Annotated in this window: 15 protein-coding genes; 10 read left to right on the top strand and 5 right to left on the bottom strand. The window is 68.6% G+C overall.

The genetic code is table 11. The features are described from left to right. The first annotated feature begins 182 nt into the window (after positions 1 to 182). On the top strand, positions 183 to 12,566 hold the full coding sequence (locus AC10QF_RS04620; RefSeq protein ID WP_494541826.1) for a putative filamentous hemagglutinin family protein: 12,384 nt from the start codon (positions 183 to 185) through the stop codon (positions 12,564 to 12,566). A 547-nt stretch (positions 12,567 to 13,113) separates the two neighbouring features. On the opposite strand, the gene AC10QF_RS04625 is transcribed toward AC10QF_RS04620, so the two are convergent. From AC10QF_RS04625 to gspH, 3 genes are read right to left on the bottom strand one after another with little or no spacing between them, the layout of a single operon-like run. Then, complete coding sequence (locus AC10QF_RS04625) at positions 13,114 to 13,728, bottom strand: prepilin-type N-terminal cleavage/methylation domain-containing protein (protein WP_494541942.1); 615 nt, start codon at positions 13,726 to 13,728, stop codon at positions 13,114 to 13,116. Continuing rightward, complete coding sequence (gene gspI, locus AC10QF_RS04630) at positions 13,725 to 14,087, bottom strand: type II secretion system minor pseudopilin GspI (protein ID WP_494541827.1); 363 nt, start codon at positions 14,085 to 14,087, stop codon at positions 13,725 to 13,727. The genes AC10QF_RS04625 and gspI overlap by 4 nt, the downstream gene beginning before the upstream one ends. Beyond that, positions 14,084 to 14,530, bottom strand: coding sequence for a type II secretion system minor pseudopilin GspH (gene gspH / locus AC10QF_RS04635; RefSeq protein WP_053500980.1), 447 nt, complete (start codon positions 14,528 to 14,530; stop codon positions 14,084 to 14,086). Before gspH ends, gspI begins: the two co-directional genes overlap by 4 nt. A 103-nt stretch (positions 14,531 to 14,633) precedes the next feature. Here gspH and AC10QF_RS04640 point away from each other — a divergent pair, with 103 nt between their 5' ends. After that, positions 14,634 to 15,095, top strand: coding sequence for a hypothetical protein (locus tag AC10QF_RS04640; protein WP_494541828.1), 462 nt, complete (start codon positions 14,634 to 14,636; stop codon positions 15,093 to 15,095). A gap of 90 nt (positions 15,096 to 15,185) precedes the next feature. Here the strand turns inward: AC10QF_RS04640 and AC10QF_RS04645 are convergent, their stop codons facing one another. Further along, a complete protein-coding gene (locus AC10QF_RS04645; RefSeq protein ID WP_111178688.1) occupies positions 15,186 to 15,521 on the bottom strand; it encodes a hypothetical protein in 336 nt (111 codons plus the stop codon). A 201-nt stretch (positions 15,522 to 15,722) separates the two neighbouring features. Here AC10QF_RS04645 and AC10QF_RS04650 point away from each other — a divergent pair, with 201 nt between their 5' ends. From AC10QF_RS04650 to AC10QF_RS04675, 6 genes are all read left to right on the top strand, one after another. Continuing rightward, positions 15,723 to 17,339: a ShlB/FhaC/HecB family hemolysin secretion/activation protein gene (locus AC10QF_RS04650; RefSeq protein WP_494541829.1), complete on the top strand. Its 1,617-nt coding sequence runs from the start codon at positions 15,723 to 15,725 to the stop codon at positions 17,337 to 17,339. Positions 17,340 to 17,377: 38 nt separating this feature from the next. Continuing rightward, positions 17,378 to 19,162, top strand: a complete 1,785-nt coding sequence (locus AC10QF_RS04655; RefSeq protein WP_494541830.1) for a DUF2341 domain-containing protein — start codon at positions 17,378 to 17,380, stop codon at positions 19,160 to 19,162. Between the two features lie 10 nt (positions 19,163 to 19,172). Then, the gene (locus AC10QF_RS04660) at positions 19,173 to 19,586 is read left to right on the top strand and encodes an ExbD/TolR family protein (RefSeq protein WP_069138399.1); all 414 of its coding nucleotides are present in this window, start codon (positions 19,173 to 19,175) and stop codon (positions 19,584 to 19,586) included. 39 nt (positions 19,587 to 19,625) lie between these two features. Then, positions 19,626 to 20,291 carry a cell envelope integrity protein TolA gene (gene tolA, locus AC10QF_RS04665; RefSeq protein ID WP_494541831.1) on the top strand — a complete coding sequence of 222 codons (666 nt, stop codon included), beginning with the start codon at positions 19,626 to 19,628 and terminating at the stop codon, positions 20,289 to 20,291. Positions 20,292 to 20,333: 42 nt separating this feature from the next. After that, the gene (locus tag AC10QF_RS04670) at positions 20,334 to 22,079 is read left to right on the top strand and encodes a putative porin (RefSeq protein WP_070489819.1); all 1,746 of its coding nucleotides are present in this window, start codon (positions 20,334 to 20,336) and stop codon (positions 22,077 to 22,079) included. A 97-nt stretch (positions 22,080 to 22,176) separates the two neighbouring features. Continuing rightward, complete coding sequence (locus AC10QF_RS04675; protein WP_053500994.1) at positions 22,177 to 22,506, top strand: hypothetical protein; 330 nt, start codon at positions 22,177 to 22,179, stop codon at positions 22,504 to 22,506. Between the two features lie 31 nt (positions 22,507 to 22,537). On the opposite strand, the gene AC10QF_RS04680 is transcribed toward AC10QF_RS04675, so the two are convergent. Next, positions 22,538 to 22,969 carry an OsmC family protein gene (locus AC10QF_RS04680; protein ID WP_494541832.1) on the bottom strand — a complete coding sequence of 144 codons (432 nt, stop codon included), beginning with the start codon at positions 22,967 to 22,969 and terminating at the stop codon, positions 22,538 to 22,540. Between the two features lie 351 nt (positions 22,970 to 23,320). On the opposite strand from AC10QF_RS04680, the gene AC10QF_RS04685 reads away from it, so the two are divergent. Together AC10QF_RS04685 and AC10QF_RS04690 are read left to right on the top strand one after the other, a co-directional pair. Continuing rightward, positions 23,321 to 23,824, top strand: a complete 504-nt coding sequence (locus AC10QF_RS04685; RefSeq protein ID WP_494541833.1) for an RNA polymerase sigma factor — start codon at positions 23,321 to 23,323, stop codon at positions 23,822 to 23,824. Between the two features lie 82 nt (positions 23,825 to 23,906). Next, positions 23,907 to 24,863 carry a FecR family protein gene (locus AC10QF_RS04690; protein WP_494541834.1) on the top strand — a complete coding sequence of 319 codons (957 nt, stop codon included), beginning with the start codon at positions 23,907 to 23,909 and terminating at the stop codon, positions 24,861 to 24,863. Positions 24,864 to 25,012 lie beyond the last annotated feature (149 nt).

Here is a 25,012-nt window from a genome sequence, read left to right on the forward strand (position 1 = left end):
ATCCTGCCTGACGCGACGCCGGCCTCTGGGCCGGCGTCGCCATTTCCGCGACGGTGCCGCCGCCGCAGTGTTTCGCTGTCGGCTTCGTGCCACGTGAACCGTCTATCAGTGGCAGGGCATGCGTTGCGCGTGCCTCCCCGATCGTCGCCGCAGCCGCGGCCCACCAGGTTGATGAGGTTCCGATGTCGCACCCGCTCCCGTCCGTTGTTCGTCCGGCCGCGTCGATGCGCCGCAATCATCCGATGGCGTGGGCCATCGCAGTCGCACTGGGGAGCATGGTGGCCCCGGCCAGCCAGGCGCAGCAGGCGTTCAGTCCGGGCTGGTTCGCCGAACGGGGCGCGGCCCAGGGCAGCGCGGCACAGAGTGGCCGGATGCCCAACGGCGTGCCGATCCAGTTCCAGTTGCCGGCCCAGCAGCAGGACGCAGCACGGCAGAAGCTGCAGCAGTCGATCGACAATCTTGGCACGGCGGCGCAGGCGATTGCCCTGCAGCAGCGCCTGCAAGAACAGGCGCGGCAGGCGCGCCGCGAAGCTGGCTTCATCGTTGCCGACGGCCTCGGCAAGGACGGCCTGAGCGTCGACCAGAATCCGCTGACCCGTGGCTGGCTCAACGCGCGCGAGGCGATCCAGTCGCAGGGCAGCGACGGGCGGGTGCAGGTCACGGTCGAGCAGACCGCGGACAAGGCGATCCTGAACTGGGAGACCTTCAACATCGGCGGCAACACAACGCTGAACTTCCTGCAGCACCCTGACTGGGCAGTACTGAACCGCGTCAACGATCCTCAGGCGCGGCCCAGCCAGATCCTGGGCCAGCTGAAGGCCAATGGCACGGTGTTCGTGGCCAACCGCAACGGAGTGGTGTTCGGCAACAACAGCCAGGTCAATGTACGCAATCTGCTGGCGGCTGCAGCACGGATCAGCGATGCGCAGTTCCGCGACAATGGCCTGTACAGCCCCGACGCCAGCAGCAGCACGCTCAGCGATGCATTCGGCAAGGTGATGGTGGAGCAGGGTGCCCGCATCGCGACCCATGAGCCGACCAGTGCGACGCGCGGCGGTGGCTACGTGCTGCTGGCCGGGCACAGCGTGGAGAATGCTGGCCATATCGAGGCGCGCAAGGGCCAGGTGCAGCTCGCTGCGGGAGACAGTTTCGTGATCCGGCGCGGCGTGGGTACGGCCACCAACTCCAGCTCCACCACCCGGGGCAATGAAATCGCGCCGCGCTTCATCGCCGGCAGCACGGCTGGCAGCGTGCGCAACACCGGCCTGCTGCGCGCGCTTGAGGGTGACGTGACTCTGGCCGGGCGCAGCGTCGAGCAGGCCGGTGTGGCCGTGGCCAGCACCACGCTCGCACAGCGCGGCACCGTGCATCTTCTGGCCTCGGCCAGTGATGCCGGCAGCAGCGTCACGCTCGCCGATGGCGCCACTACGGCGGTGCTGATCGAGGACGATGGCAAGGCCACGGTGCTGGATACGCAGCGCGACAGCCTCATCAAGGAGTCGGCAGAGCAGGACGCGATCCGCGCTGGCGCGCGCTCGGCAACCTTCGACAATCTGTCCCAGCACAATGATCGCCGGGACCAGTCGCGGGTGGAGATCGTCTCGGGTGGCAACATCCATTTCAGCAGGGATTCGCTGACGGTTGCCACGGGCGGCCAGATCATCGCCGATGCGGCGGCCCGCAGCTACGTAGACGACGCCGCGCGCGTGGACGTGTCCGGCGCAGTGGGCGTGCAGGTGTCGATGGAAAGCAACAATGTCCAGGTCAAGGTGCAGGGCAACGAACTGCGCGATGCCCTGGACAACCGCGACAGCGGCAAGCTGACCAGCAGTGAAGTCTGGGTCGATCGCCGCAGGCTGGTCCACGTTCCGGCCGGTACCGGGGGCTACGAGGGGGAGCGCTGGTACGCTGCAGGCGGCCTGCTGGAGGTGGGTGGCTACCTCGACAACCAGGGGCACTCGATCGGCGAATGGGCTGCGCAGGGAGGCACCGTCCTGCTGGGTGGCAGGGAAGTGATCACGAACGGTGGCTCACGCATCAACCTTGCCGGCGGCAGCCTGGATGTGCAGAGCGGCGTGATCCGGCAGAGCTGGGTGCGCGGCGTCGACGGCCAGGTCTACCGCCTTGATGAGGCGCCGGCGGAGATGCTGTTCGATGGCCTGTACAGCGGCCATGAAGTAAAGCAGGAGCGCTGGGGCATCACTGAGACCTTCCGTGATCCGATCGTATTCGCGGCGCAGCGTGTCGATAACGGATACACCGTCGGCCGCGATGCAGGTCGGCTGATCGTCTCCGCACCGACCGCAGTGCTGGATGGGAAGGTTGAGACGACCACCTTCCAGGGCGCGCAGCAGAACCGCAGGCCGGAGGCCGCGCTGGATGGCTATGCGCAGGCGCAGACGGCAGTGGCGCGCAATGCGCAGCTGTACCTGGGGCGCTACGACGGCCAGGGCCGCAGTGGTGTGTTCGGCTCGGATGTGCGCCTGGATGACAAGGCTCCGGCGAAGGCGGCGTGGTCGCTGCTGGCTCCGATCAACGAGGAGCGGCGTGACACGGTGTGGTTGGATATCGCAGCGCTGAGTGCCCAGCAGTGGGGACGGATCGACCTGGCGACCGCCGATCGCATCCGCATCGACGGCAGCCTTCGGCTTCAGGCAGGTGGACAGCTCAACCTGACCGGCAGCGAGGTGGAACTGGCAGGCGACATCGGCATTGCTGGCGGCCAGCTGTCGGCGGGCAACCTGCTGGATGTCCAGGGCCGGCCGACGGCGCTGCTGCACGATGGCCGCGCCCGCACCGCCATTGCCGGTGGCACGCGGATCGATCTCTCCGGCGAATGGAGCAACGCGTCAATGCCGATGCCGCTCGACGCCAGCGGTGCCTGGACGGATGGCGGCCGCCTGAGCCTGAGCAACAGTCATGACGTGGTCGTGGGCGCCGAGGCAACGGTGGACGTCGAGGCCGGCGCCGCGCTGGACCTGCGCGGCAAGGCCCGCATCGGCAAAGGGGGCAGCGTCAGCCTGCAGGCCAACAGCAGCACGGTTACGACCGACGGCAGTGGTCGGGTGCAGCTGGGTGAGGGGAGCCGGTTCAGTGGTCGAGGACAGGGCAGAGGTGCCTTCTCGCTGGGAACCGGTGGCCGCGTTCGAGTGGGCGATGCGGACCCGGCGGGCGCATCGCTACAACTGGACACCGGCTTGTTCGGCAGTGGCTTCGCGCAATACGACATCAATGGCCACCAAGGCGTGGAGGTGGCCGACGGCGCGCGGCTGGTCGCTGCCCTGCCAGGCCTGCGCATGACCCAGGACGCGCAGACGGCAACCGATCGGGCGTCCGCACTGGCGGCATGGGATGCGCCGCTGTACAGCGCCGATCCGTCGAACGGGCGCGTCAGCCAGCGCGCCGGTGCGAGCATCAGCCTGCGTTCGGACCGCAACGGCGTGGGCGGTGACCTGCGGGTCGGCAAGGATGCACTGGTGGCGGTCGATCCAGGGCAGACGATCTCGCTGCTGGGTGCAGGCAACATCGATGTTGAAGGCACACTGCGTGCGAAGGGCGGCCGCATCGTGATCGACGATGTGCGTCCGCAGAATGCGCTGTACGCGGGGCAGCGCACCGAACGCACCTGGCGTTTCGCCGAAGGCGCGCTGCTGGATGCCGATGCGGACGCGATCTCGCTGCCCGATCCCAGCGGCCGCCTGCGCGGGCAGGTGCGCGCGGGTGGACGCATTGAGATTGGCGGGGCGCTGGACTGGGAGACCGCAGCATTCGTCGACAACCGACCACCGGAAGCGTTCGTAGTGGTCGAACGCGGCGCGCGCCTGCAGGCGCGGGGTGCGTCGGCCGAGCTGGATATCGACGGCCAAGGCCGTGTACGCGTGGACAGCGACGGCGGGCAGATCGTGCTGCGCTCGGCCAATGCGCTGTATCTGGAGGGCGGAATGGACGCGGCCGCCGGTGGTGCCGGCGCACGCGGTGGCACGCTTGGGCTGGCCTTCGGCGGCAGCATCCATGCACGTGGCGCCAGCGAGGAGGTACTGCGGGCACGTGCGATCACCCTCGGCCAGCACAGCGCACCGGTGCAGCCACTGCCGGCCGCATTGGAGTATGGCCACGCCGCGTTGTCGGTCGAGCAGCTGCAGGCGGGCGGCTTCGACAACCTGTCCGTGTTCGGTGATATCCGCGCCGTTGGCGATGTCGACCTGCGCCTGGCCCAGAGCCTGCGCATTCATGGCCAGGGCACTTCGAGCCTGGGCATGGCCGTGGATGCCGGGCCGTCGTCGGCGTTGCGGCTGAGTGCGCCCTACGTCCGCCTGGCGCAGGCGCGCTGGGGCCAGCTGGCGGGCGAGAACCTGCAGGGTACCGTGGCGGTCGCTTCGGCCGGGCCGGACGATCACGCGCTGGCGGTGCAGGCCGCGCTGATCGACATCCGCGACGTCACCTGGCTGCCCGGGTTCGACCACGTGGCGCTGGAAAGCCGCAGCGACGTGCGCCTGACCAACGGCATTGCCAGCAGTGGCAACACCAGCGCGTTGATGACGGCCGGTTCGATGGACGTCACCGCTGCGCGCCTGTACCCCACCGCAGGCGCGGTCGGCACGCTGGTGGCCGGCGCTTCGGCGCAGACCGTGCAGACCGCTGATTACTGGGCCGATCCAGCTGCCGTGCTGCGAATCCACGGCACAGGTGCGGCCACGCAGCCGGCGCCGGAATCGGCGCTGGGCACGCTTCGCCTGGTGGCCGCCACGGTGCAGCAGGGCGGCAACGTACAGGCGCCGATGGGCACGCTGCAGCTGGGCGGCCTGATCCAGAACGGAACCATCGGCAGCAGGGTGGAACTGCTGCCAGGCAGCGTTACCTCCACCAGCGGTGCCGGCTTGTCGCTGCCCTATGGTGGCACCGTCGATGGTGTCGACTGGCGGGTAGGCACGCGCAGCCTGAGTTCGCTGACGCCGGCCGGCGTCTCCTCGATGGGGGTGACCCTGAAGGCCAACGAGATCGAGGTGGCGTCGGGGGCACTGCTGGACATGTCCGGCGGTGGTGAGTTGACCGGTGCGGCCTTCGTGTCCGGGCGCGGCGGCTCTGTCGACGTGCTGCGCACGGCGTTGGCCGACGCCAATCCGCGCTACGCGTTCAGTGCGTCGGGCAACCCGGTGTACGCGATCGTACCGGGGCGCGCCGGGGCGTTCGCCCCCAGCGGCGAAGAAGGATTCGCAGCTCCGGCGGTGGGCCAGCAGATCACCGTGCCGGCTGGCGTGCCCGGCCTGGCGGCCGGCACCTACACGCTGATGCCGGCAAGCTATGCGCTGCAGCCCGGCGCATTCCGGGTGGAGCTGGGCGCTTCCGGCACCTCGGGCATCGTGCAACCGATCGCGACCGGCACCGGCACCTGGCGCGTGTCCGGGCAGCAGCGCACGGCACTGGGTGCGGCAATTTCGCCGTTGCTCACCGACATCCTGCTGACGCCCGCCGCAGTGGTGCGCCGGCACTCGGGCTACAACGAAACCTCCTACAACAGCTTCGCGCAATCGGTGGCCGACCGTCGAGGCGAGTCGCGTGGCTGGCAGACCATCGATGCGCTCGGGTTGACGCTTGCGCTGGGCGAAGGCGCCGGTCGCGCAGACACGCCTGCCATCCGCTTCGCCGGCACCGCGCGGTTCGGCGCCGCCACCGACAAGGGGCGCGGCGGCACGCTGGCAGCCACGTTGGCGAGCCCGGCGGTCGGTTCACTGGAGATCGTTGACGGCAGCGCGCAATCGCAGGCGCGTGATCGCGGCGCCACCTTCAGCGACGACGCGCTCAATGCCTTCCTGCCTGCGCGGATGATCATCGGCGGGCAGTTCAGCCAGGAGGCCTCGCAGGTGGCGGTGACCGGCCAGGCGCGCAGTGTGGCGGTGCGTTCCGGTGTCACCCTGAACGCACCGGAGGTGCTGGTGGCAGCGGCCTCCGGTGGCAGCGGCGTGCTGGTCGAGGCCGGTGCGACCCTCGATACACTGCCGTTCGCAACCGCCAACGCAGGCGCCAGCGCGACGCTGCCTTACCAGGTCTCCGGCGGTCTGCTTGCAGTGTCCAACCAGCGCCTGAACCTGATCACCGGCACCACGGGCGTGGAGGCCGGTCCGGTGGCGATCGACATCGGGGGGTGCCAGGCGGCGTGCGACGGCCAGGCCCGGCTGGTTTCCGATGGCAGCATCGCGGTAGCGACCGATGGCACGCTGCAGATGCGCGACTCGGTCAGCTATGGCACCCGTCAGCTCGGCCTGAGCATGGCGGCGCTGAACCTCGGCAGTGCCGAAGCGATCGCGCAGGCCGCTGCGGCAGGGGCGCTGCCCAGTGGCATGACCATGAACCAGTCCGTGCTGCAGCAACTGCTGCGCGGCAATGATGCCACCGGCGCGCCGGCGCTGGACACGCTGAGCCTGGTCGCGCGGGAGTCTGTCAACGTCTTCGGCAGCGTCGACCTGGACGCACGCGACAGTGCCACCGGCCGCAGTGGCCTGCAGACGCTCGTGCTGGGTGCACAGGCCATCCGCGGCTACGGTGCGGCGACCGACCGCGCGCGCATCCTGGTGGACACGCTGGTCTGGGACGGCGCATTGGCGGCGAGCCAGGCGCCGGGCAGCGACGCGTCGGTGCCGCCGGCCGATCCGATGGTGGACCGGCTCGGCGCCGGGCAGCTGGACATCGTCACCCGCCAGCTGCAGTTGGGGCGGGCGCCATTCAGCCGTCCCAGCTCTGAAGTACCTGCGAACCGGCAGGTGCTCGGATTCAGTGCGCTGAACCTGAGTGCTTCGGAGCAGCTGTCGTTCTCCGCGCAGGGCACGCTGGACGTGTTCCAGCAGCGCGGCGACTATCTGGCCGACAAGGGCTGGCAGTACAGCGGAGGCAGCCTCGGCATCGATACCCCGCTGTTGACCGCCGATCCTGCCGCGCAGCTGCGCGTGCGCTCCGGCGGCGAGTTCCGCCTGCACGGAGGCACCGGCAAGGTGGGTGGCGATGCACTGGGCAGTGAGCTGAGCATCGACGCCAACCGGATCACGCTGGACAGCACGATCGCGCTGGCGTCAGGACGGCTGTCGGCGAGCGCGCGCGAGGGCATCACGCTTGGCGGCCGGGCGGCGCTGGACCTGGCCGGGCGCAAGGTCCCGCTGTACGACGTGGACAAGTTCAGCTGGGGCGGTGATGTCCTGCTGTCCAGCGACACGGGTGACATCCGCACCGATGCGGCCTCCCGCATCGATGTTTCTGCCCGCAACAACCGCGCCGGGCGCATGACGGTCACCGCAATGGCCGGCCAAGCCGACCTGGCCGGTTTTCTGCAGGGTGCCGCCAGTGGCCGCTACGATGCCGGCGGCACGCTGGTGCCCTACGACGGTGGTGAACTTGTGGTGCGGGCACGTCAGCTGCAGGACTTCGGCGGCCTCAACCAGCGATTGACCGCCGGCGGTGTCGTTGGCGGCCGCAGCTTCCAGATCGGTGAAGGCGATCTGCGGATCGGCGACGAAGTGAAGGCGCGCCGGGTCGACATCAGTGTCGACGCGGGCAGCCTGACCGTGGCCGGCCGCATCGATGCCAGCGGCGAGCAGGTCGGCAGCATCCGCCTGTACGCCCGCGACCAGTTGCAGGTGGACGGCACGCTGGACGCGCACGGTACCGGCCTGCGCGTGGACAGCCATGGCAAGATCATCGACAGTCCGAACCGAGCCACCATCACCCTGGGCAGCGCCGAAGGCGCCGTGGGTCTGGGCAGCGCGGCGCACCTGGACCTGCGTGCCGGCAGCGGCGTGGCCGTCGGCGACGGCGCTGGACAGAACGACGGCATGGCGCGGGGATCGCTGAAGATCGATGTGCCGCGGGTGGGCAGCAACGACGCGGCGATTGCCGCGGCCAATGGCCTGCGCATCGATGGCGCGGCTGACATCCAGCTCAATGGTGTCCGCCGTTACGACGATGCGCCCCTGGCCAGCACCGCTGATGTGCGCGGCAACCGCGCGCAGCTGGTTACCCAGCAGTGGCTGGACCAGGTGGTCGATCCGCACAGCTTGGCGTGGATCGATGGTGCGCTGGGCAACCCGGACCTGCAGCAGCGCACGCGCGCGCTGGGTGACGTCCGCCTTCGTCCCGGCGTGCAGGTGGTGGCGCGGCGCAGCGACGCCAACCCGGACGGCGACCTGACCATTGCCGGCGACATCGATCTGTCCGGCTACCGCTACGGACCCGAAGCCAACCGCGCCGATCCATCGCGGCGTGGCTTCGGCGAATCGGCCTCGCTGGTGCTGCGGGCCGAAGGCAACATCAACGTCTACGGCAGCATCAACGATGGCTTCGCACCGCCACCGCCCACGCCGGATGAGGGGGGCTGGCAGCTGTATGAGGGCCGCAATGGCAGCGCGGGGCACACCCCCTTCGGCAGCGGCCTGGTGGTGCCGGTGGACGGAGTGAAGCTGCAGCCCGGCACCGAGTTCCAGGCCGGCACCCGCCTGAACTACGACGTGCCGGTCGAATCGGTAACGCTTCCGGCTGGTACCGTGCTGCCCGCGCCGATGGTGATCTCGCAGAATCTACGCCTGCCCGCGGGTACCGTACTGGGTGCGGCAGTGACCACCGACTCCGGGCAGACGCTGGCCGCGGGCACCGTGCTGCAGGAGCCGCTGGTGCTGGCGGCAGGTGCGCGGCTGGGAGCCGGCTTCCGCCTGCGCAGTGCGGTACAGGTGGCGGCACAGGAGTGGCCCGCCGGCGCGGTGTTGCCGGTTGCGCTGCGCCTGGCACGGGAAGTCGCGCTCAAGGTGGGCGCGTACATTCCCTCGTTGACCAAGGTGGAGCTACCCGGCGACGCGCCGGTGAATCTGAGGCCGGCCGATGCCAACGGCAACCAGGGGCGCAACTGGGCGCTGGCGCCGATGCTGGCCGAGGGCACCACCTCCTGGGACCTGACCGTGGTTGCCGGTGCCGATGCCGGGGCGGCCGATCCACGCAGCCGGCGCTGGGGTAGCGAAGGCAGCGTGGTGCTGGCCGATACCCACCAGGGCTCGATCGGCACGGTCAAGACCGAGATCATCTGGGTGGGTGATCGTGCGTTGACCGAGCGGGCATCGTTGGACTGGATCGGCGACACGTCCTATGCGGGCCGCCCGATCGCAGAGCTGGCCGACATGTTCGGCTTCACCGAAGATGAGTTCTGCGCGATGTCGGCCGACTACTGCGGCCCGGCACCCCGCCAGGTGGCCGCGCAGGGCTCGCTGGATTACTGGGGGGACGAGTCCTACGTGGGCACCCCTGCGAAGGACTTCGCCGCGATGTTCGGCATGACCGAAGACGAGTTCTGCAGTACCGCGCCCACCTACTGCGCCGGCGGCGGCACGCAGACCGAAGTGACCACCTACGGCAAGCGCGCGGGCACGCCGGCGTGGAGCGTGCTGCGCACCGGCAAGGGGGACATGGAACTGCTCGCTGCCGGTGACGTCGTGATGAAGTCAGGCTTCGGTGTCTACACCGCCGGCACTCCCACCGCGCTGGGTGGGGGCCACGACGCTGCCTTCAATTCGCCCCGTGCAGCGGCTCCCTGGAACACCGCACTGCTGGGGTCGAACCTGGTGCCGGGCAGCTATGACGCAGCGATCGCAGGCTACCAGGCCTGGTATCCCGATCATGGTGGCAACCTGCGGGTCGAAGCCGGGCGCGATATCGTCGGCGACGCCTGGACCGCGCGCGCGGAGTCGGGCACCAGCGAGCGCGACTGGGCGCTGTACTCCAGTGCCGCGGTCGGCAATTGGCTGTGGCGGCAGGGAACCGGCAGCACCACCGGCGTGGAGCCGGTGCCGACCAGCTGGTGGGTGAACTTTGGTACCTACACCAACGTGTCCGCTGCCGCTGGCGCCTCTCCGCGGATGGTCGGCTTCACCGGCTTCGGCACCTTGGGTGGCGGCGACCTGACGCTTGAGGCCGGGCGCAATGCCGGCGTCCGCGATCCGATGGGCGACGCGCTGGGCTCGCTGAGCGCACCGCGCTCGGGCGCGATCATCGCGGCGGTGGGATCGACCGGCCGCGTCAGCAATGGCCAGCTGCACCTGACCGGTGGCGGCGACCTGCGGTTGCGCATCGGTGGCGCACTGAATCCGAATCTGCAGGCGACGATCTCCAGCCTCAATCCCTCCAGGGCGGGACAGAATCTCGACCTCAACGGTACCTTCAGCAATCTGCGTGGCAGCCTGCAGCTCGATGCCGGGCGCATCGGTGCAATGGGCGTCACCCTGGAAAACTACGCGACGCTGCGTCAGCAGCGCGCCGCAGACCTGTTTGCGCCCGACGCCGCCCGCGCGATGGGCGGACCGGTGCTGGTGCTGGGCGATGCGGTCGCGCAGCTGCAGGCACGGGGCGATGTGGTGCTCGGCGGGGTCGCCGATGCAGGCCGGGTGCCGCTGGCCAACTACAGCGCGGTGCTGCAGGATGATGGCGCGCGCGCTGCAGGCAGCACGTGGTTTTCCCTGTGGACCGCCAGCACGGCCGTGGATCTGTTCAGTGCCGGTGGTGACCTCGCGCCAGGCCTCGCCGGGCCGGATAACGTGACCGGCAGCAATCTGTGGCGCGAGCAGGTCCAGCTTGTTGTACGTGGTGGTGATGATCTGCTGAATTACTGGCTCTATCCTTCGCGCTTCAGCGCCATTGCTGCGCAGGGCGACATCAAGCTGGACCGGATCAGCGCCACGCCGGGGACGCAGGATGTGATCCTGCTGGCACCCTCGGCAACGGGACGGCTGGACGTCCTGGCCGGTGGCAGCATCTTCGCCCAGCGTGGCGCGACCCAGATCGCGCGCTCGGGCGCGGATGCGCGCCTGCCGGGACCCTTCGACCCCGCGTTCCTGGCTCAGCAGGGGGATTCCGGCGGCAATGTGACCCGCTCGCGGCACAACCTGTCGGTCGACGGCAACATTGCATCGCCGGACGCGTCGCTTCCGCTGTTTGCGTTCGGTCCGAATACTCCGCTGTCCTCCGTGTCTGCGGCCCTGGCGCCGAGCCGTTTCTACGCGGTGCAGGGCGACATCATCGGTCTGGCCACCGGCGCCCGGCGCACGCTGGATCCCAACGCGGGGCAGCGCACGCAGTTGAACTGGTTCGAGGCCGCCGGCGCCGTGCAACTGCGGGCAGGCCGGGACATCCTCGGGGTGTCGATGACCGCGTTGAACACCGCGCCCACCGATATCACGGTGGCGGCGGCGGGCCGAGACATCGTGCATCTGAACGCGACCATCGCCGGCCCCGGCAACACCGAGATCAGTGCCGGCCGCCAGCTGCGCCAGGAGGATGCGGGCAGCATCGTCAGCCTCGGTGGCATCGTGCAGGGCGACACCCGTCCCGGCGCCAGCATCGCGTTGACGGCCGGCAACCAGCAGATCGATTTCGCGGCGCTGCGTGCCCGCTATCTGGACCCCGTCAACCTTGCCGATCCCGCGCAATCGCTTGCGTCGCAGCCGGGCAAGGCAGTCAAGGTCTACGACCAGGAACTGAAGCAGTGGCTGCAGCAGCGCTTCGGCGTGGCTGCCGACGGCGACGGGGCGCTGGCTGCCTTCGATGCGCTGCCGCAGGAACAGCAGCACATCTTCCTGCGCCAGATCTATTACGCCGAGCTGCGCGAAGGTGGACGGGAATATACCGATGCAGAAGGACCCCGCTTCGGCTCCTACCTGCGTGGGCGAGAGGCCATCGCTACGCTGATGCCAGACAAGGCTGCGACCGGCGCGACGATCGACCGTACCGGCGATATCGTGATGTACGGCGGCTCCGGCGTGCGCACCGAGGCGGGCGGCAACATCGAGCTGATGGCACCGGGTGGGCAGATCGTGATCGGTGTGCAGGGCGTGGTGCCCCCGGCCAGTGCCGGACTGGTGACCCAAGGGCAGGGCGACATCCGGCTGTTCAGCCAGGACAGCGTGCTGCTGGGCCTGTCGCGGGTGATGACCACGTTCGGCGGCGACATCCTGGCGTGGTCGGAGCAGGGTGACATCAATGCCGGTCGTGGCTCGCGCACGACCCTGCTGTACACGCCACCGCGCCGCGTCTATGACGGGTGGGGCAATGTGATCCTGTCGCCGCAGGCCCCGGCCAGCGGTGCTGGCATCGCGACCTTGAACCCCATCGCCGAAGTGCCGCCGGGCGACGTCGATCTGATCGCACCGCTGGGCACCATCGATGCGGGCGAGGCCGGTATACGCGTCTCCGGCAACATCAATCTGGCCGCGCTGCAGGTGCTCAACGCGGCCAACATCCAGGTACAGGGCGAGAGCAAGGGCCTGCCGGTGCTGGCATCGGTCAACGTCAATGCGCTGGCCGCGGCCAGTGCGGCAGCCAACAGCGCCAGCCAGGCGGCACAGGACGTGATGCGCAAGAGCCAGGACGACGCACGGCGCAACCAGCCGTCGGTGATCAGCGTGCAGATCCTGGGCTTCGGCAGCGGTACCAGCAGCGTAGCGCCGCCGGCGCGCGGCACTACCGCCAACAGCGGCTACGACGCCGACAGCGCATTCCAGTTCCCGCAGGCCAGCCGCGACGACGGCACGCAGCGCAGGTAGGTGCCGACCCTGATCGGCACGATCGCGGCCGGCAGTAGATCCACGCCGTGCGTGGATGGGACTGACCAGGAAGAACGGACAGCATCGGGCCAGCCGCCAGGGAACGGTGGCGGCCCCAGCCAGGACGGCACGGAGGGCAGGGAGCGGCCATCGGCGGTGAGGACCACCGACACGGCGCCGCCGGGCGCAGGAAAGCACCCGGCGGCAGGCTCGGCAGTAGGTCCACGCCATGCGTGGATGGCTGGGCCAGCATCAGTGCCGACCAACGGTCGGCACCCACCAGGGCAGGCCGGGCAGTAGAAGCCGCTCGGCAGTAGATCCACGCCATGCGTGGATGGCTGGGCCAGCATCAGTGCCGACCAAGGTCGGCACCCACCAAAGCAGGCCGGGCAGTAGAAGCCACTCGGCAGTAGATCCACGCCATGCGTGGATGGCTGGGCCAGCATCCGTGCCGACCAAGGTCGGCACCCACCAAAGCAGGCCGGGCAGTAGAAGCCGCTCGGCAGTAGATCCACGCCATGCGTGGATGCGGTGACACGAACGAATCCTAAAGCTCCAGCACCCGCCGGTAACTCAACGGCCCGCGCCCATCGCGCAGGCCCAAGCGCAGTTCCAGCCCGGTGGCCGGCAGCACCTCGCCTTCGCTCGGCAACAGCGCCCACCCCGCGCCCGGCTGCCAGGCGCGTACCTCGAACCGCTGCACATCCCTGGCCACCGCAATGGCTTTCGACGGCTCAGGCGCGGGCAGGGGGTATCGATCCGTCGCCGCGCCACTGGCCCGCCACAGCGTATTGCCCTGCCGCCACCAGCGCACCCGCTGCCAGCGTAGTCCATCACTGCCGACACTGCGGGTGATCTCCAGCGCAAAGCTGCCGTCCGGGTGCCGTTCGCTTACCAGGGACGGAGGCAGCAGCCGCTGCGGTTGATCGGCCGGACGCACTGCACCATTCATCAGCGCGTCGTCGGCACGCATCTCGATATCGCGCTGGAACTGCTGCAGGATGCGCAACGCCGTCGTGGTTTCGGCATCGGCCCGGCGCAGGCGCTGGTCGCTGCTGGCCACGCTGTCCAGCGCACGCCAGCAGATCAGCGCCAGCACACCCATGACGGTGATCGCGATCATCACCTCGATCAGGGTGAAGCCACGCGCGACCCGCTTCATTGCATGGTGGTCCATGGCAGCTGCATCCGCGCCAGGGACTGCTGCGGTGCCTCTTCGGCCACCACGCTGAGTTCCAGTTGCGGCTGGCTGTCGCTGCCGGTGCCGAGATGTTGCAGCACCAGGAACGTGCTGCGCCCCTGCACGCAGCGCTGCCGTGCATCCTGCGGCGGCTGCCCGGCCAGGCGCAGCTCCTGCCAGCGGTCCTGCGCGCACATCAGTGCCAGCCGACGGTCGCGCAGGCGCGATTGATCGTCGGTAGCCACCGCCACCGAACGCATCACCGCCGCCAGTGCGATTGAAACGATCGCCAATGCGATCAGCACTTCGATCAGGGTGAACCCGTGCCTGTTCCGCTTCACTGCACGACCTGCAACTGTCCGCTGCCATCATCACGAAGACGCAGCTGGCGGCCCTGCAACGACAGCGTCACTTCCCACGCCACGCCAATCCATTCGGGGCTCAGTTCAATCGGCGTGGTCGGCTGCACCGCGATGCCCGCCAGCTGCCATGGTTGTGGGCGCAGCAGGTCGTCGCGCTGCACATCCACCCAACGGGTGCCTTCGCGGCGGCTGAAGCGGTAGCCGGCGGCGTCGGCCTGCCAGCGCAGGGGGCGGCCATCGATCCGGGCCTCGTCGCGCGCCACCTGCAGGCGCTGCGCCAACTGTTCGGCTTCCTGTCGCAGCTGCCGGCCCGGGTCGAGCAGGCTGCCCAGGCCCAGCCCGATTCCCGCCGTGCAGATACCGATGATCACCAGCACCACCATCAGTTCCAGCAGGGTGAAACCACGCGGCACGCGCTGCATCGACGTTGCCTCCTGTCCGGGTCGATGCCTGCCAGCGTAGGCCCGCATGATGAAACAAAAGCGTCAGCCGCACCTGCTAGCGTGGGCAGACACGAACGTGGCGATGGTGCGGAACATGGACGGCAGGCGCTGGGATCGCAATCGCATACTGACGCTGCTGGCGGCAACCCTGCTGCTGGCGGTGGTGGCCTACTGGAGCGTCACCCTGTCTGCGGTGGCGCCAGCGGCCGCAGACAGCGAGGCGAAAGCCGAGGCGCCGGTGCGGCCGATGTTCGATGCAGTGGCCAGCCTGCCGTTGGTGCGGCTGCTGTCCCCGGGCGCGGTGCAGACCGAGGTGGTGGTGCTGGGCGTGATGGCCGGCGACCACGCACCGCTTGCGCTGCTCTCGGTGGATGGGCGTCCTGCCGAGGCCTACGCGCCGGGCCAGCGGTTGGGGCCCTGCACGGTGCTGGCCAGCATCAGTGCCACTACGGTGGAGCTGAACCAGACAGGGCAGTCGCGCAGCCTGGCGGTGCCCACGCTGCCACCGGTGCCGAGCGATGGCATCGTGCCGGCCGCCCTGTAGGGCCGAGCCTGCGCTCGGCTGCTTCAGCTTGGCCTCGCCGACGGATACAAAGACAGCCGAGCATGGGCTCGGCGCTACAGAGGCGCAGACTCAGCGCGCAGGTCGCTGCGGCACCACCGAGCGACCGAACGCATCGCCCATGCGCTGCCGCGTGCCTTCCAGGTTGTACTGCATCAGCTGGTTGCCGGGCTGCTGCATCAGGCGTTCGGCTTCGGGGAGCGCCGCCGACTTCGCCGGCTTTGTCGCAGGCGCCAGCTTGCGCTGCAGACAGTCCCAGGCCGGAATCCGCTCGCCGTTGACCAGTACTTCGATGCAGGGCGCAGCTTCTTCCTGCTTCTTCGCCTCGTCGGCGCGACCCGATGGCAGCGCCAGCAGCAGGGCGAGGGCGAGGGCAGCGCGCAGGTCCGGCATCAACGATTCACACATCTCGAATCTCCCGCAGCAATCGATGTCCTGCAATGAAGACGGGTGGCCAAGGCAGGGTCCGCCTGCGTGCGTTGCGGCGCTTTCAAAAGATGACAGTGCTGTCACAAAACTGTTGGCGGCTTTGACGCGATGTACACGTCCTGTTGGTAGATCCACGCGCCGCTCCCTGGCCCCTCCCTTCGATACGACGCGATGCCTTCGATGAATCCTGTTCCGTGCCGAGCCGTTCGCCTTCCGCTGCGCCTGCATCCGCTGGTGCTGGCCCTGGCCGCGATGCCGCTGTCATTGTTCGCGCAGGAGGCAGCACCCGCGCCCAGCGTGAACATCAACGAATACATCGTGCGCGGCAACACGGTGCTCGATCCGCGGCAGATTGAACGTGCGGTGGAACCGTTCCTCGGCCCGGGCAAGACCCTGGCCGATGTCGAGAAGGCGCGCGATGCGGTCCACGCGCTCTATCAGCAGGCCGGCTACCAGTCGGTCTACGTCGAGCTACCCGAGCAGCAGGTCAGTGGGGGCGTGGTGCTGCTGAAGGTGCAGCAGACGCCGATCGGCCAGCTGCGCGTGGTCGGCACCCGCCACGAATCGCCCGAACGCATTCGTGAACGCGTGCCGGCACTGGCGGAAGGCAAGGTTCCGGACTTTGACCAGGCCCAGAAGGAACTGACCGCACTGAACGAAGGCGGACGTCGCCAGGTGATGCCACTGGTGCGCGAAGGCCAGGTGCCGGGCACGATGGATGTGGACCTGCAGGTCGAGGAGAAGTCGCCGTGGCGTGCCAGTGCGTCACTCAACAACGACCATAGCGCCGACACCGAGAAGCTGCGCCTGAGTGCATCGCTGGCCTACGACAACCTGTGGAAGCGTGGGCACAGCGCCAACCTCGGCGTGTATCTGGCGCCGGAAGACACGAAGCAGGCCAAGGTGTTCTCGGCCTCGTACACGATGCCGTTCGAAGGTACGCCGTGGAGCCTGGAAGCCTCCGGCTACAGATCCGACAGCCGCGTGTTGAATGCAGGTGGGCAGGTCGGTACCGGCACCGGCACCAATGTGATCGGCAACGGCCATTCGATCGGCCTCAAGCTCAACTACCGCCTGCCGGGCAGCAGCCAGTGGTGGCGCCAGCTCAGCCTCGGCGTGGATTTCAAGGACACCGAGGAAGACACGCAGATGGGCAAGGAGAGCCTGAAGACGCCGCTGAGGTACGCGCCGATCACTCTGGCGTTTGTCGGTGTACGCCAGGGCGAGCAGGATCAGTTGAGCATCAACACCCAGCTGGTGGCCGGTACGCGTCGCTTGTTCGGCTACGGTAGTGACGCCACCGCGTTCGGGCAGAAGCGCTACTGGGCCGATCCGAGCTTCGTGGCGTTCAAGGCCGATGTGGCCAACACCCACACTTTCGGCAACGACTGGCAGTGGTATGCGCGTGGATCGCTGCAGGTGACCGACGCGCCGCTGGTGTCGGCAGAGCAGTTCGCCGCCGGCGGCATGTACACCGTGCGTGGGTATCTCTCGGCCGAGGCGATCGGCGACTACGGCGGCCTGGCCAACCTGGAATGGCGCACGCCTGCGTGGTCACCGTGGCGCGGCACCGACCTGCGTGTCTACAGCTTTGCCGACGCGGCCTACCTGCGCCTGCGCCAGCCGCTGCCCGAACAGCGCGACAAGTACAACCTGGCCTCGGTCGGCCTGGGCGCGCAGCTGCGCCTGGGTCAACACCTGCAACTGCGCCTGGACTACGCCTGGCCGTATGCCGGTGGCCCGGTCACGCGCAAGGACGACCCGCGCCTGCATTTCAACATCAGCACCAGTTACTGACCCTTCCCTTGAACATGCGTTCTCCGGAGACCCTTCGCATGGACCGTTTGCTTTCCCGAGTGTTGTTGCTGCTGGCCGCGCTCGTTGCGCTGCCGGTGGCTGCGGCCGATGCCAATTGGTGGCAGGCCGAATGGAAGTACCGCAAGCCGATCACCATCGACGCCGGCCCGCAGGGCGCGGGCCTGGCCGGTGACCCGGGCCGCACGCCGCTGCTGCTGCGCCTGCATACCGGCAACTTCGGCTTCGACGGAACCCAGGACGCGGGCAACGACCTGCGCTTCGTCTCGGGTGATGGCCGTACCGTGCTGGCCCACCAGATCGAACAGTTCGATCCCAGGATGGGCCTGGCCCTGGTCTGGGTCGACGTACCGGCAGTCAGCGCTACCGCGCCGCAGACGATCTGGATGTACTACGGCAATGAGAAGGCACCGGCCAGCGGCAGCGGCCAGCAGGTGTTCGATCCGGATTACACGCTGGTCTACCACTTTGCCGAGGCCAATGCGCCGGCACGCGACACCACCGCCTATGGCAACAATGCCGGCGCGGTGGTGCCGCCGTCGGAAGGCACGGTGATCGGCCGTGGCGTGCAGCTGGGCACCGCGCCGCTGCCGCTGCCGGCCAGCGCCTCGCTGGCACAGGAAGCGGGCGCGCCGCTCACCGTTTCAGCCTGGATCAAGCCGGGCGGCAACACTGCGGCGCAGGCGATCTATGCGCGTCGCGACGGCGCATCCGAGCTGGTGCTGGGCATCGAGAACCGCGTGCCGTTCGTGCAGCTCAATGGCCAGCGCAGCACGCCCGCGCAGCCGGTTCCGGAAGGACAGTGGGCACACGTTGCACTGACGGCAGAGAAGGGCGCGTTGCAGCTGTACCTCAACGGGCGCGTCGTTGCCCAGCTGAGCGGTGCGCTGCCGGCGCTGGGCACGGCTCCGGTGGTGGGTGCCGATGCGCCGGGCGCGGTGCAGCCACTGGCCAACTTCGAAGGTGCGCTGGATGAACTGCGCATCTCGCGCGTGGCACGGCCGGCCGCGCTGCTGCTGGCCGATGCCACCGCACAGGGTGCCGATTCGCGGCTGATCAGCTACGGCGCCGACGAGCAGTCAGCCGGGCAGAGCCACTTCGCCTTCATCCTCAAGGCGATGCCGTTCGATGCCTGGGTGGTGGTCGCGATCCTCGGCCTGATGATGCTGCTGTCGTGGGCGATCATGATCGCCAAGAGCCGCCACTTCGGCCGTACCAGCAAGGCCAATGCGGTGTTCACCGAGAGCTTCGGCAAGCTGTCCGGCGTACCGCTGCGCACCCTGTCCGACATGGACCGCCAGGGCAAGGCACCCACCGCGATGCACGACGGTTCGTTGTGGCGCATCTACCAGGTGGCCATTGATGAAATGCAGCAGCGCCATCAGCGCGACGGCAACAGTGGCTACCTCAGTGGTGCCACCATCGCGGCGATCCGCGCGTCGATGGATGCGGTGATGGTGCGTGAGCAGGAGGCGATGGCACGACGCATGAACTGGCTGTCGACCACCATCGAGGGGGCCCCGTATGTGGGCCTGTTCGGCACCGTGATCGGCATCATGCTGGTGTTCGTGGTGGCGGCGATGGCTGGCGCGGTCGACATCAACTCGGTGGCACCCGGCATGGCCGCAGCGTTGCTGTGTACGGCGGCTGGCCTCGGCGTCGCGATCCCTGCACTGTTCGGCTACAACTACCTTGGCGCGCGTGCCGAAGCGATCGGTGCGGACATGGCGGTGTTCATCGACGAGTTCGCCGCGCGCCTGGCCGAAGAGCAGGACGGGCGCGGCCCGGCCGCGGTCCAGGGCTGAGGAGCGCGCCATGGGCCAGAAGGCGAAGTTCGGCATCAAGAAGCGCGAGAAGGGCATCAACGTGACGCCCTTCGTCGACGTGCTGCTGGTGGTGCTGGTGATCTTCATCCTGACCAGCAACGCCTCCATCCCCGGCATCGAGGTCAACCTGCCGAAGGCCAGCAACAGCATCGCGCTGGAGAAGCCGAAGACCAAGGCGATCACCATCGACCCCAGCGGCCAGGTGTTCCTGGATGCCTACCCGGTGACGATGGCCGAGCTGGAAGACCGGTTGCGTACCGAGCGCGCGACCACGCCGGATTTCCCGGTGATCGTGCGCGGAGACGCACAGGTGCAGTATGCCCGGGTGGTCGAGGTGCTGGACCTCTTGCGGCGCTTGGAGCTGGCCCAGGTGGGCCTGGTCACCGGCAAGGCGCAGGGCTGAGGCATGACCGCCCATCAACCCCCCCGGCCGGAGCCCGGCATGCGTGGTCGCCCGTTGCTGGTGACCGTCGCGCTGGTGCTGGTCGCGTTGCTGGTGCTCGGCGTCGCGCTGTGGTGGCTGTTGTTCAAGGACACCGCCAGCACCCGCCGGCCGGTGGTGCAGCCGCCGATGCTGGCGTTGCCGCCACCGCCTCCGCCACCCCCGCCGCCACCGGAAAAACCGCCGGAACCGGAAACGCCGCCGGAAGAGACGATGCCCGAACCGGAGCCGCTGGATCAGCCGACGCCGGCCGAAGAGCCGACGCCGACCCCGGACAACAGCGATCCGGTGACGATGAATGCCGACGCGCAGGCCGGTGGCGACAACTTCGGCATCCAGTCCGGCAGCGGCGGCGGTTCGTCCGGCGTCGGTCGTGGCGGTGCCGGCAATGCCACCTATGGGCGCTACCTCGGCTACCTGATGCAGCAGGCGATCTCGCGCGACGACAAGGTCAAGCGCCTGGCGTTCCAGTTGCAGGTGAATCTGTGGCTGGCCAGCGATGGTCGCCTGGAGAAGGTCGAGCTGGTGCGTGGCAGTGGCAACGAGGAGGCCGACGCGGCCGTGCTCGATGCACTGCGTCGCATCGGCAAGGTCGACCAGGCACCGCCGCCGTCGCTTGATTTCCCCGCCCGCGTCCTGATCCAGGGCCGCCGGCCCGGGGCCTGATTCCCGACCTCCGTGATTTCCCTTCTTCCGATGAGAACCGTGATGAACGACCACGTCCGTGCACGAACCGACTCCCGCCACCCGCGGCCGGCCCGACGGGCGCTGCTGTGCTGCGCCGTGCTGCTCAGCCTGGCCGCCCCGGCCGGCGCGATGGCCGCCGAAACCACCATGGTCAAGCTGATCAAGGGGCTGATCGCCAGCGGTGCACTGAAACCCGAAGACGGCCAGGCATTGCTGGTGCAGGCGCAGGCCGAAGCAGCGGCGTTGCAGCGCACCGCGGCCGCCGGGACACCGGCCGCCAGTGGTGGCGTGGCCCTGGAGGCCGGTGACGTGCGCGTGCCGTACGTACCGCAGAGCGTGCGCGACGGCATTCGTGACGAAGTGCGCCAGGAAGTGATGACGCAGGCCAGGTCCGAGGGTTGGGCGGCGCCGAACGAAGTGGCTGAGTGGACCAAGCGCATCAAGGTCACCGGTGACATGCGCGTGCGCAGCGAGTCGCGCTTCTTCTCCGAACGCAACAGCGACATCGTCAGCAACTGGTCGTCGATCAATTCCGGCAACGGCTTCGACACCAATACCAACACCAACCTGCAGCTGCCACCGCTGCTGAACACCCGCCAGGACCGCCGCAACCTGTGGCGCATCCGCGCCCGCCTCGGCATCGAGGCGACCATCGGCCAGCACACCACGGCTGGCGTGCGCCTGGCCAGCGGCAGCAGCAATGGCCCGGTGTCAACCACCGAGCAGCTGGGTGGTGGCCTGAGCAAGAAGGATGTGTGGCTGGACCAGGCCTGGCTGGCCTACAGCCCGGCCGACTGGGTGACGGTGCGCGGCGGCCGCTTCGGCAATCCGTTCTGGACCAGCGATACGCTGTTCTCCAACGACCTGAACTTCGATGGCCTGGCCGCCAACCTGCAGTACGACTTCGACGGCGGTGACCTTGGCCTGTTCGGTAATCTGGCGGTGGTACCGCTGGAGTACACCTCCGACAGCGCGCCCAGCCAGAGTCGGGTCAAGACCCCGAACGAGAACAAGTGGCTGTCCGGTGCACAGGTCGGCGTGAACTGGCGTTTCAACGATGACAACGCGCTGCGCGCGGCGCTGGGTTACTACGACTTCAAGAACATCAGCGGCCGCCTGTCCTCGCCGTGCGCGCTGTATGCGGGCGCGGTGGGCTGCGACACCGACTGGTCGCGCCCGGCGTTCATGCAGAAGGGCAACACCCTGATGCTGATCCGCGACATCGCACGCAACCCGCTGGATCCAGCCAACACGCCCACCCCGCAGTACGTCGGCCTGGCCTCGGCATTCCGCCTGGCCACGCTGAACCTGCGCTGGGATACGCAGCTGGCCCAGGGCATCGGCCTGCGCCTGGACGGCGACTACATCCGCAACCTGGCCTACGACAAGCAGGCGATGTTCAGCCGCGCCAACAACGGCATCGTCAACAACTACGGCGCCGGTGGTACCGCCAGCATCGACACCTTCCGCAGCGGCGACACCGCCTGGATGGTGCAGGCCACCTTCGGTGCCACCGACCTGAAGGAGAAGGGCCAGTGGCAGGCGCTGCTGGGCTACAAGCGCATCGAGGCCGATGCGCTGCCGGACGCCTACAACGACCCGAACTTCCACCTCGGTGGCACCAACGCCCGCGGCTACTACGTGGGCGGCGCCTACGCGCTGGACGCGCGCAGCTGGATCAGCGGCAAGTGGATGGCGGCCAAGGAAGTGTCCGGTGCTCCACTGTCGATCGATGTGTTCCAGCTGGAGTTCAATACCGGGTTCTGAGTGACGGCGTGATGTGGATCACGTAGTGCGTGGCGGGGGCGCAGCGATGCGCCCGTCTAAGGAAAGGAGACCACGCGCTGCACATAAGGAGGAGTGGATGAGCCGTCGCAAGCTGTTCGAGAGTTCCGAACCGTCCAGCCGATCGCTGGGCATCGGCCCGGCCTATGTCTCGGTGGAGGGGCTGCGCCAGCACCTGGCGGAGTTCCTGCTGTATGCAGGCCGGCCGGTGGTGATCATGCGCGGGCGCAGCGAAGTGGGGTATTTCCTGCCAGCGCGCTGCTGGCGCCAGCGTGACGATGATCCGCTGGCCGCCGCCGCCGCCGACGAGCTGCTGGACGCGGCCGGGTTCCAAGCCGAGGATATCCAACAGGTAGAGCAGGAATTCAACGCGATGCGCCAGCGCACCGTGCTGCATTCACGGCGTTGAGCCTTTTGCAGAGCCGGGCATGGGCTTGGCTCTACAGTAGATCCACGCCATGCGTGGATGGGGCTACGCTGCCCCCCCCGCGCTCACTGGTGATGCGTGCACCCTCGCGCATCACCAGGGTCACCGGGGTCTTCTCCACCACCTCCAGCAACCGCTGCCACTGCGCATCACTCAGCTCGGCGCTGGCATGCAGCACGCGGTGCACGTGGAAGCGTCCGTCCTCGTCACGTTCCGAGCGCAGCTCGGCATGGAACTCGCCCAGGTCCCAGCCCTTGCGCTGCGCATACATGCGCAGGGTGATGGCGGTACACGCCGCCAGCGAGGCCAGGTACAGGTCGAACGGCGCAAAGCCCTTGCCCTGGCCACCCAGCGAAGCAGGCTCGTCCGCATCCACATCGAAGCTGCCGTTGCTGATGTGGTGCAGGTAGTTGTCGGCTGTCGAAACAATGCGTGCGTAGGCCATCAGGTTCTCCATCCGTCTGTAGCGCCGAGCCATGCTCGGCCAGCCCCACTGTAGAGTCGAGCCATGCTCGACTGCTCCAGAAGGCGGCGCCAGCCAGGACCGGCGCCGCCGCCCAATCACTCGGTACGATCGTACGAGAACTGGATGCCCGCCGTACCACCGGTTTCAATGAAGAGGTTCATGAAGGCCGGCACCGTTTCCGAGCGGGCCCAGTCGCGCTGTAGTTCGCAGAGCACCTGCCATGCGTGGATGAACGAGCCCGTGGCTTGCCGCCCACGGCCGCGCAGCCCACAATCCACGTCCGGACCGTCGCCATCACGCCCATCATTCCCCGGTCCGGCCTTGGCACCTATGTCTCCCAATGCCCTGGCGCTGGTCGAGCTGCTGATCCGCGAGCGCCGTGCGTTGTCTCGCTTCATCGCGCGCTATCTCGACGCGGCCAGTACCGAGGACACCCTGCAGAACCTGTACCTGAAGGCCAGCAGCGTGCCCGGCGATCCGCCCATCCTGGAGCCACGCGGCTATCTGTACCGGATGGCCTATCACCACGCGCTCAATCGCAGCCAGGCTGACGCCCGCGAACGCCGTGCCATGGCCGAGTACGCCGTCGACATGGCCGAGGCCAGTCGCGATGGCGAGGCACAGGCGCTGGACCAGGCGCAGCTACGCGAGATCACCCAGACCATCCTGGCCCTGCCGGCCCAGGTGCGCGAGTGCTTCGTGCTCAACCGCTACCTGGGCCTGAGCGAGCGTGAGATCGCTGCGCGCCTCGGCATTTCCAAGAGTCTGGTCGGCAAGCATGTGCTGCGTGCAGCGTTGCTGATCCAACAGCATCAGCAGGGGGCGCGGCGATGAGCGGCGATTACCGTGGGCAGATCGCGCCCGCCGTTGTCACAACTGGAAAGCGCACCCGTTCGTGGTGCGGCAGGCCACAACCATGACCACGTCCGAACCCTCGCCGCGTCAGGCCAGGCAGGCGTTGCGCTGGGTGATCCGGTGCAGTGCAGGCCCGCTGCCGGAACGCCAGCAACGAGCCCTGCAGCGCTGGCTGCAGGCCGACCCTCGCCATGCGCTGGCCTGGCGCCAGCAGCAGGCCTTCTGGCAGCGGTTGGACGCTGCCGGGCCGGAGGTGCTGGCCGCGCTGCCGGAGCTGACCTCGGATCGGCAGGGGCTGCGCCCGATCGCACCGCGCCGCCGTCTGCCCTGGCTGCTCGCCAGTGCTGCGGCCGCAGTGCTGATGGTCGCGGCCGCACCGCACGCGTTGCTGCTGGCGCGCAGCGGTGTGCGCAGCAGCGATGCGCCGCGCGTGGTGCAGCTGGACGACGGCAGCACGGCGGTACTCGATGCCGGCACCGCGCTGGCACTCGCGTTCGATGGCCAGCAGCGGCGCGTGCAGCTGCTGCGCGGGCAGGCCTGGTTCCAGGTGGCGCATGAGCAGCGACCGTTCCAGGTCGAGGCCGGCGGTGGCCAGATCCGCGATATCGGTACGGCGTTCAGCGTGTCGATGCAGGGCGCCACCATCACCACCGAAGTCAGCGAGGGCGTGGTCGATGTGCGCCCGGGCGATGGCAGCGTGCAGCGCCTGCGCGCCGGGCAGGTGCGCGCGTTCCGTGACGGGCGCTGGTTGCAGCCGCTTCGGCAGGCCGCGCCGGAGGCGATGGCGCCGTGGCGCCGTGGTGAGGTGGTGATCGACGGTCTGCCTGCCGCGCAGGCCATCGCCGATCTCGGCCGCTACCGGCGTGCCCCGGTCTGGGTGGTGGGCGGGCAGGGCACACGCGTGCGGGTCAGTGGCCTGTTCCATCTGCAGCAGCCGGACACGGCCATCGACGCCGTGGCCGCGCAGGCGGGACTGCGGGTGCAGCGCTTGCCCGGTGGTGCGTTGCTGGTGTGGTGAAGCGCCCGCGGAGCACGCATGAACCGGCTGCATGAAAAAACATGAAAAAACCGTGGGCAGTCGTCGTACCCCGCTGTCTATAGAGGTATAGCCAGAGCGAAACCGCGTTTCTTCTCAAGCCAGACACACCACCGGGCACCGGACGTGCC

The organism is Stenotrophomonas maltophilia complex sp. Om-AH-Sm3, from assembly GCF_059337855.1.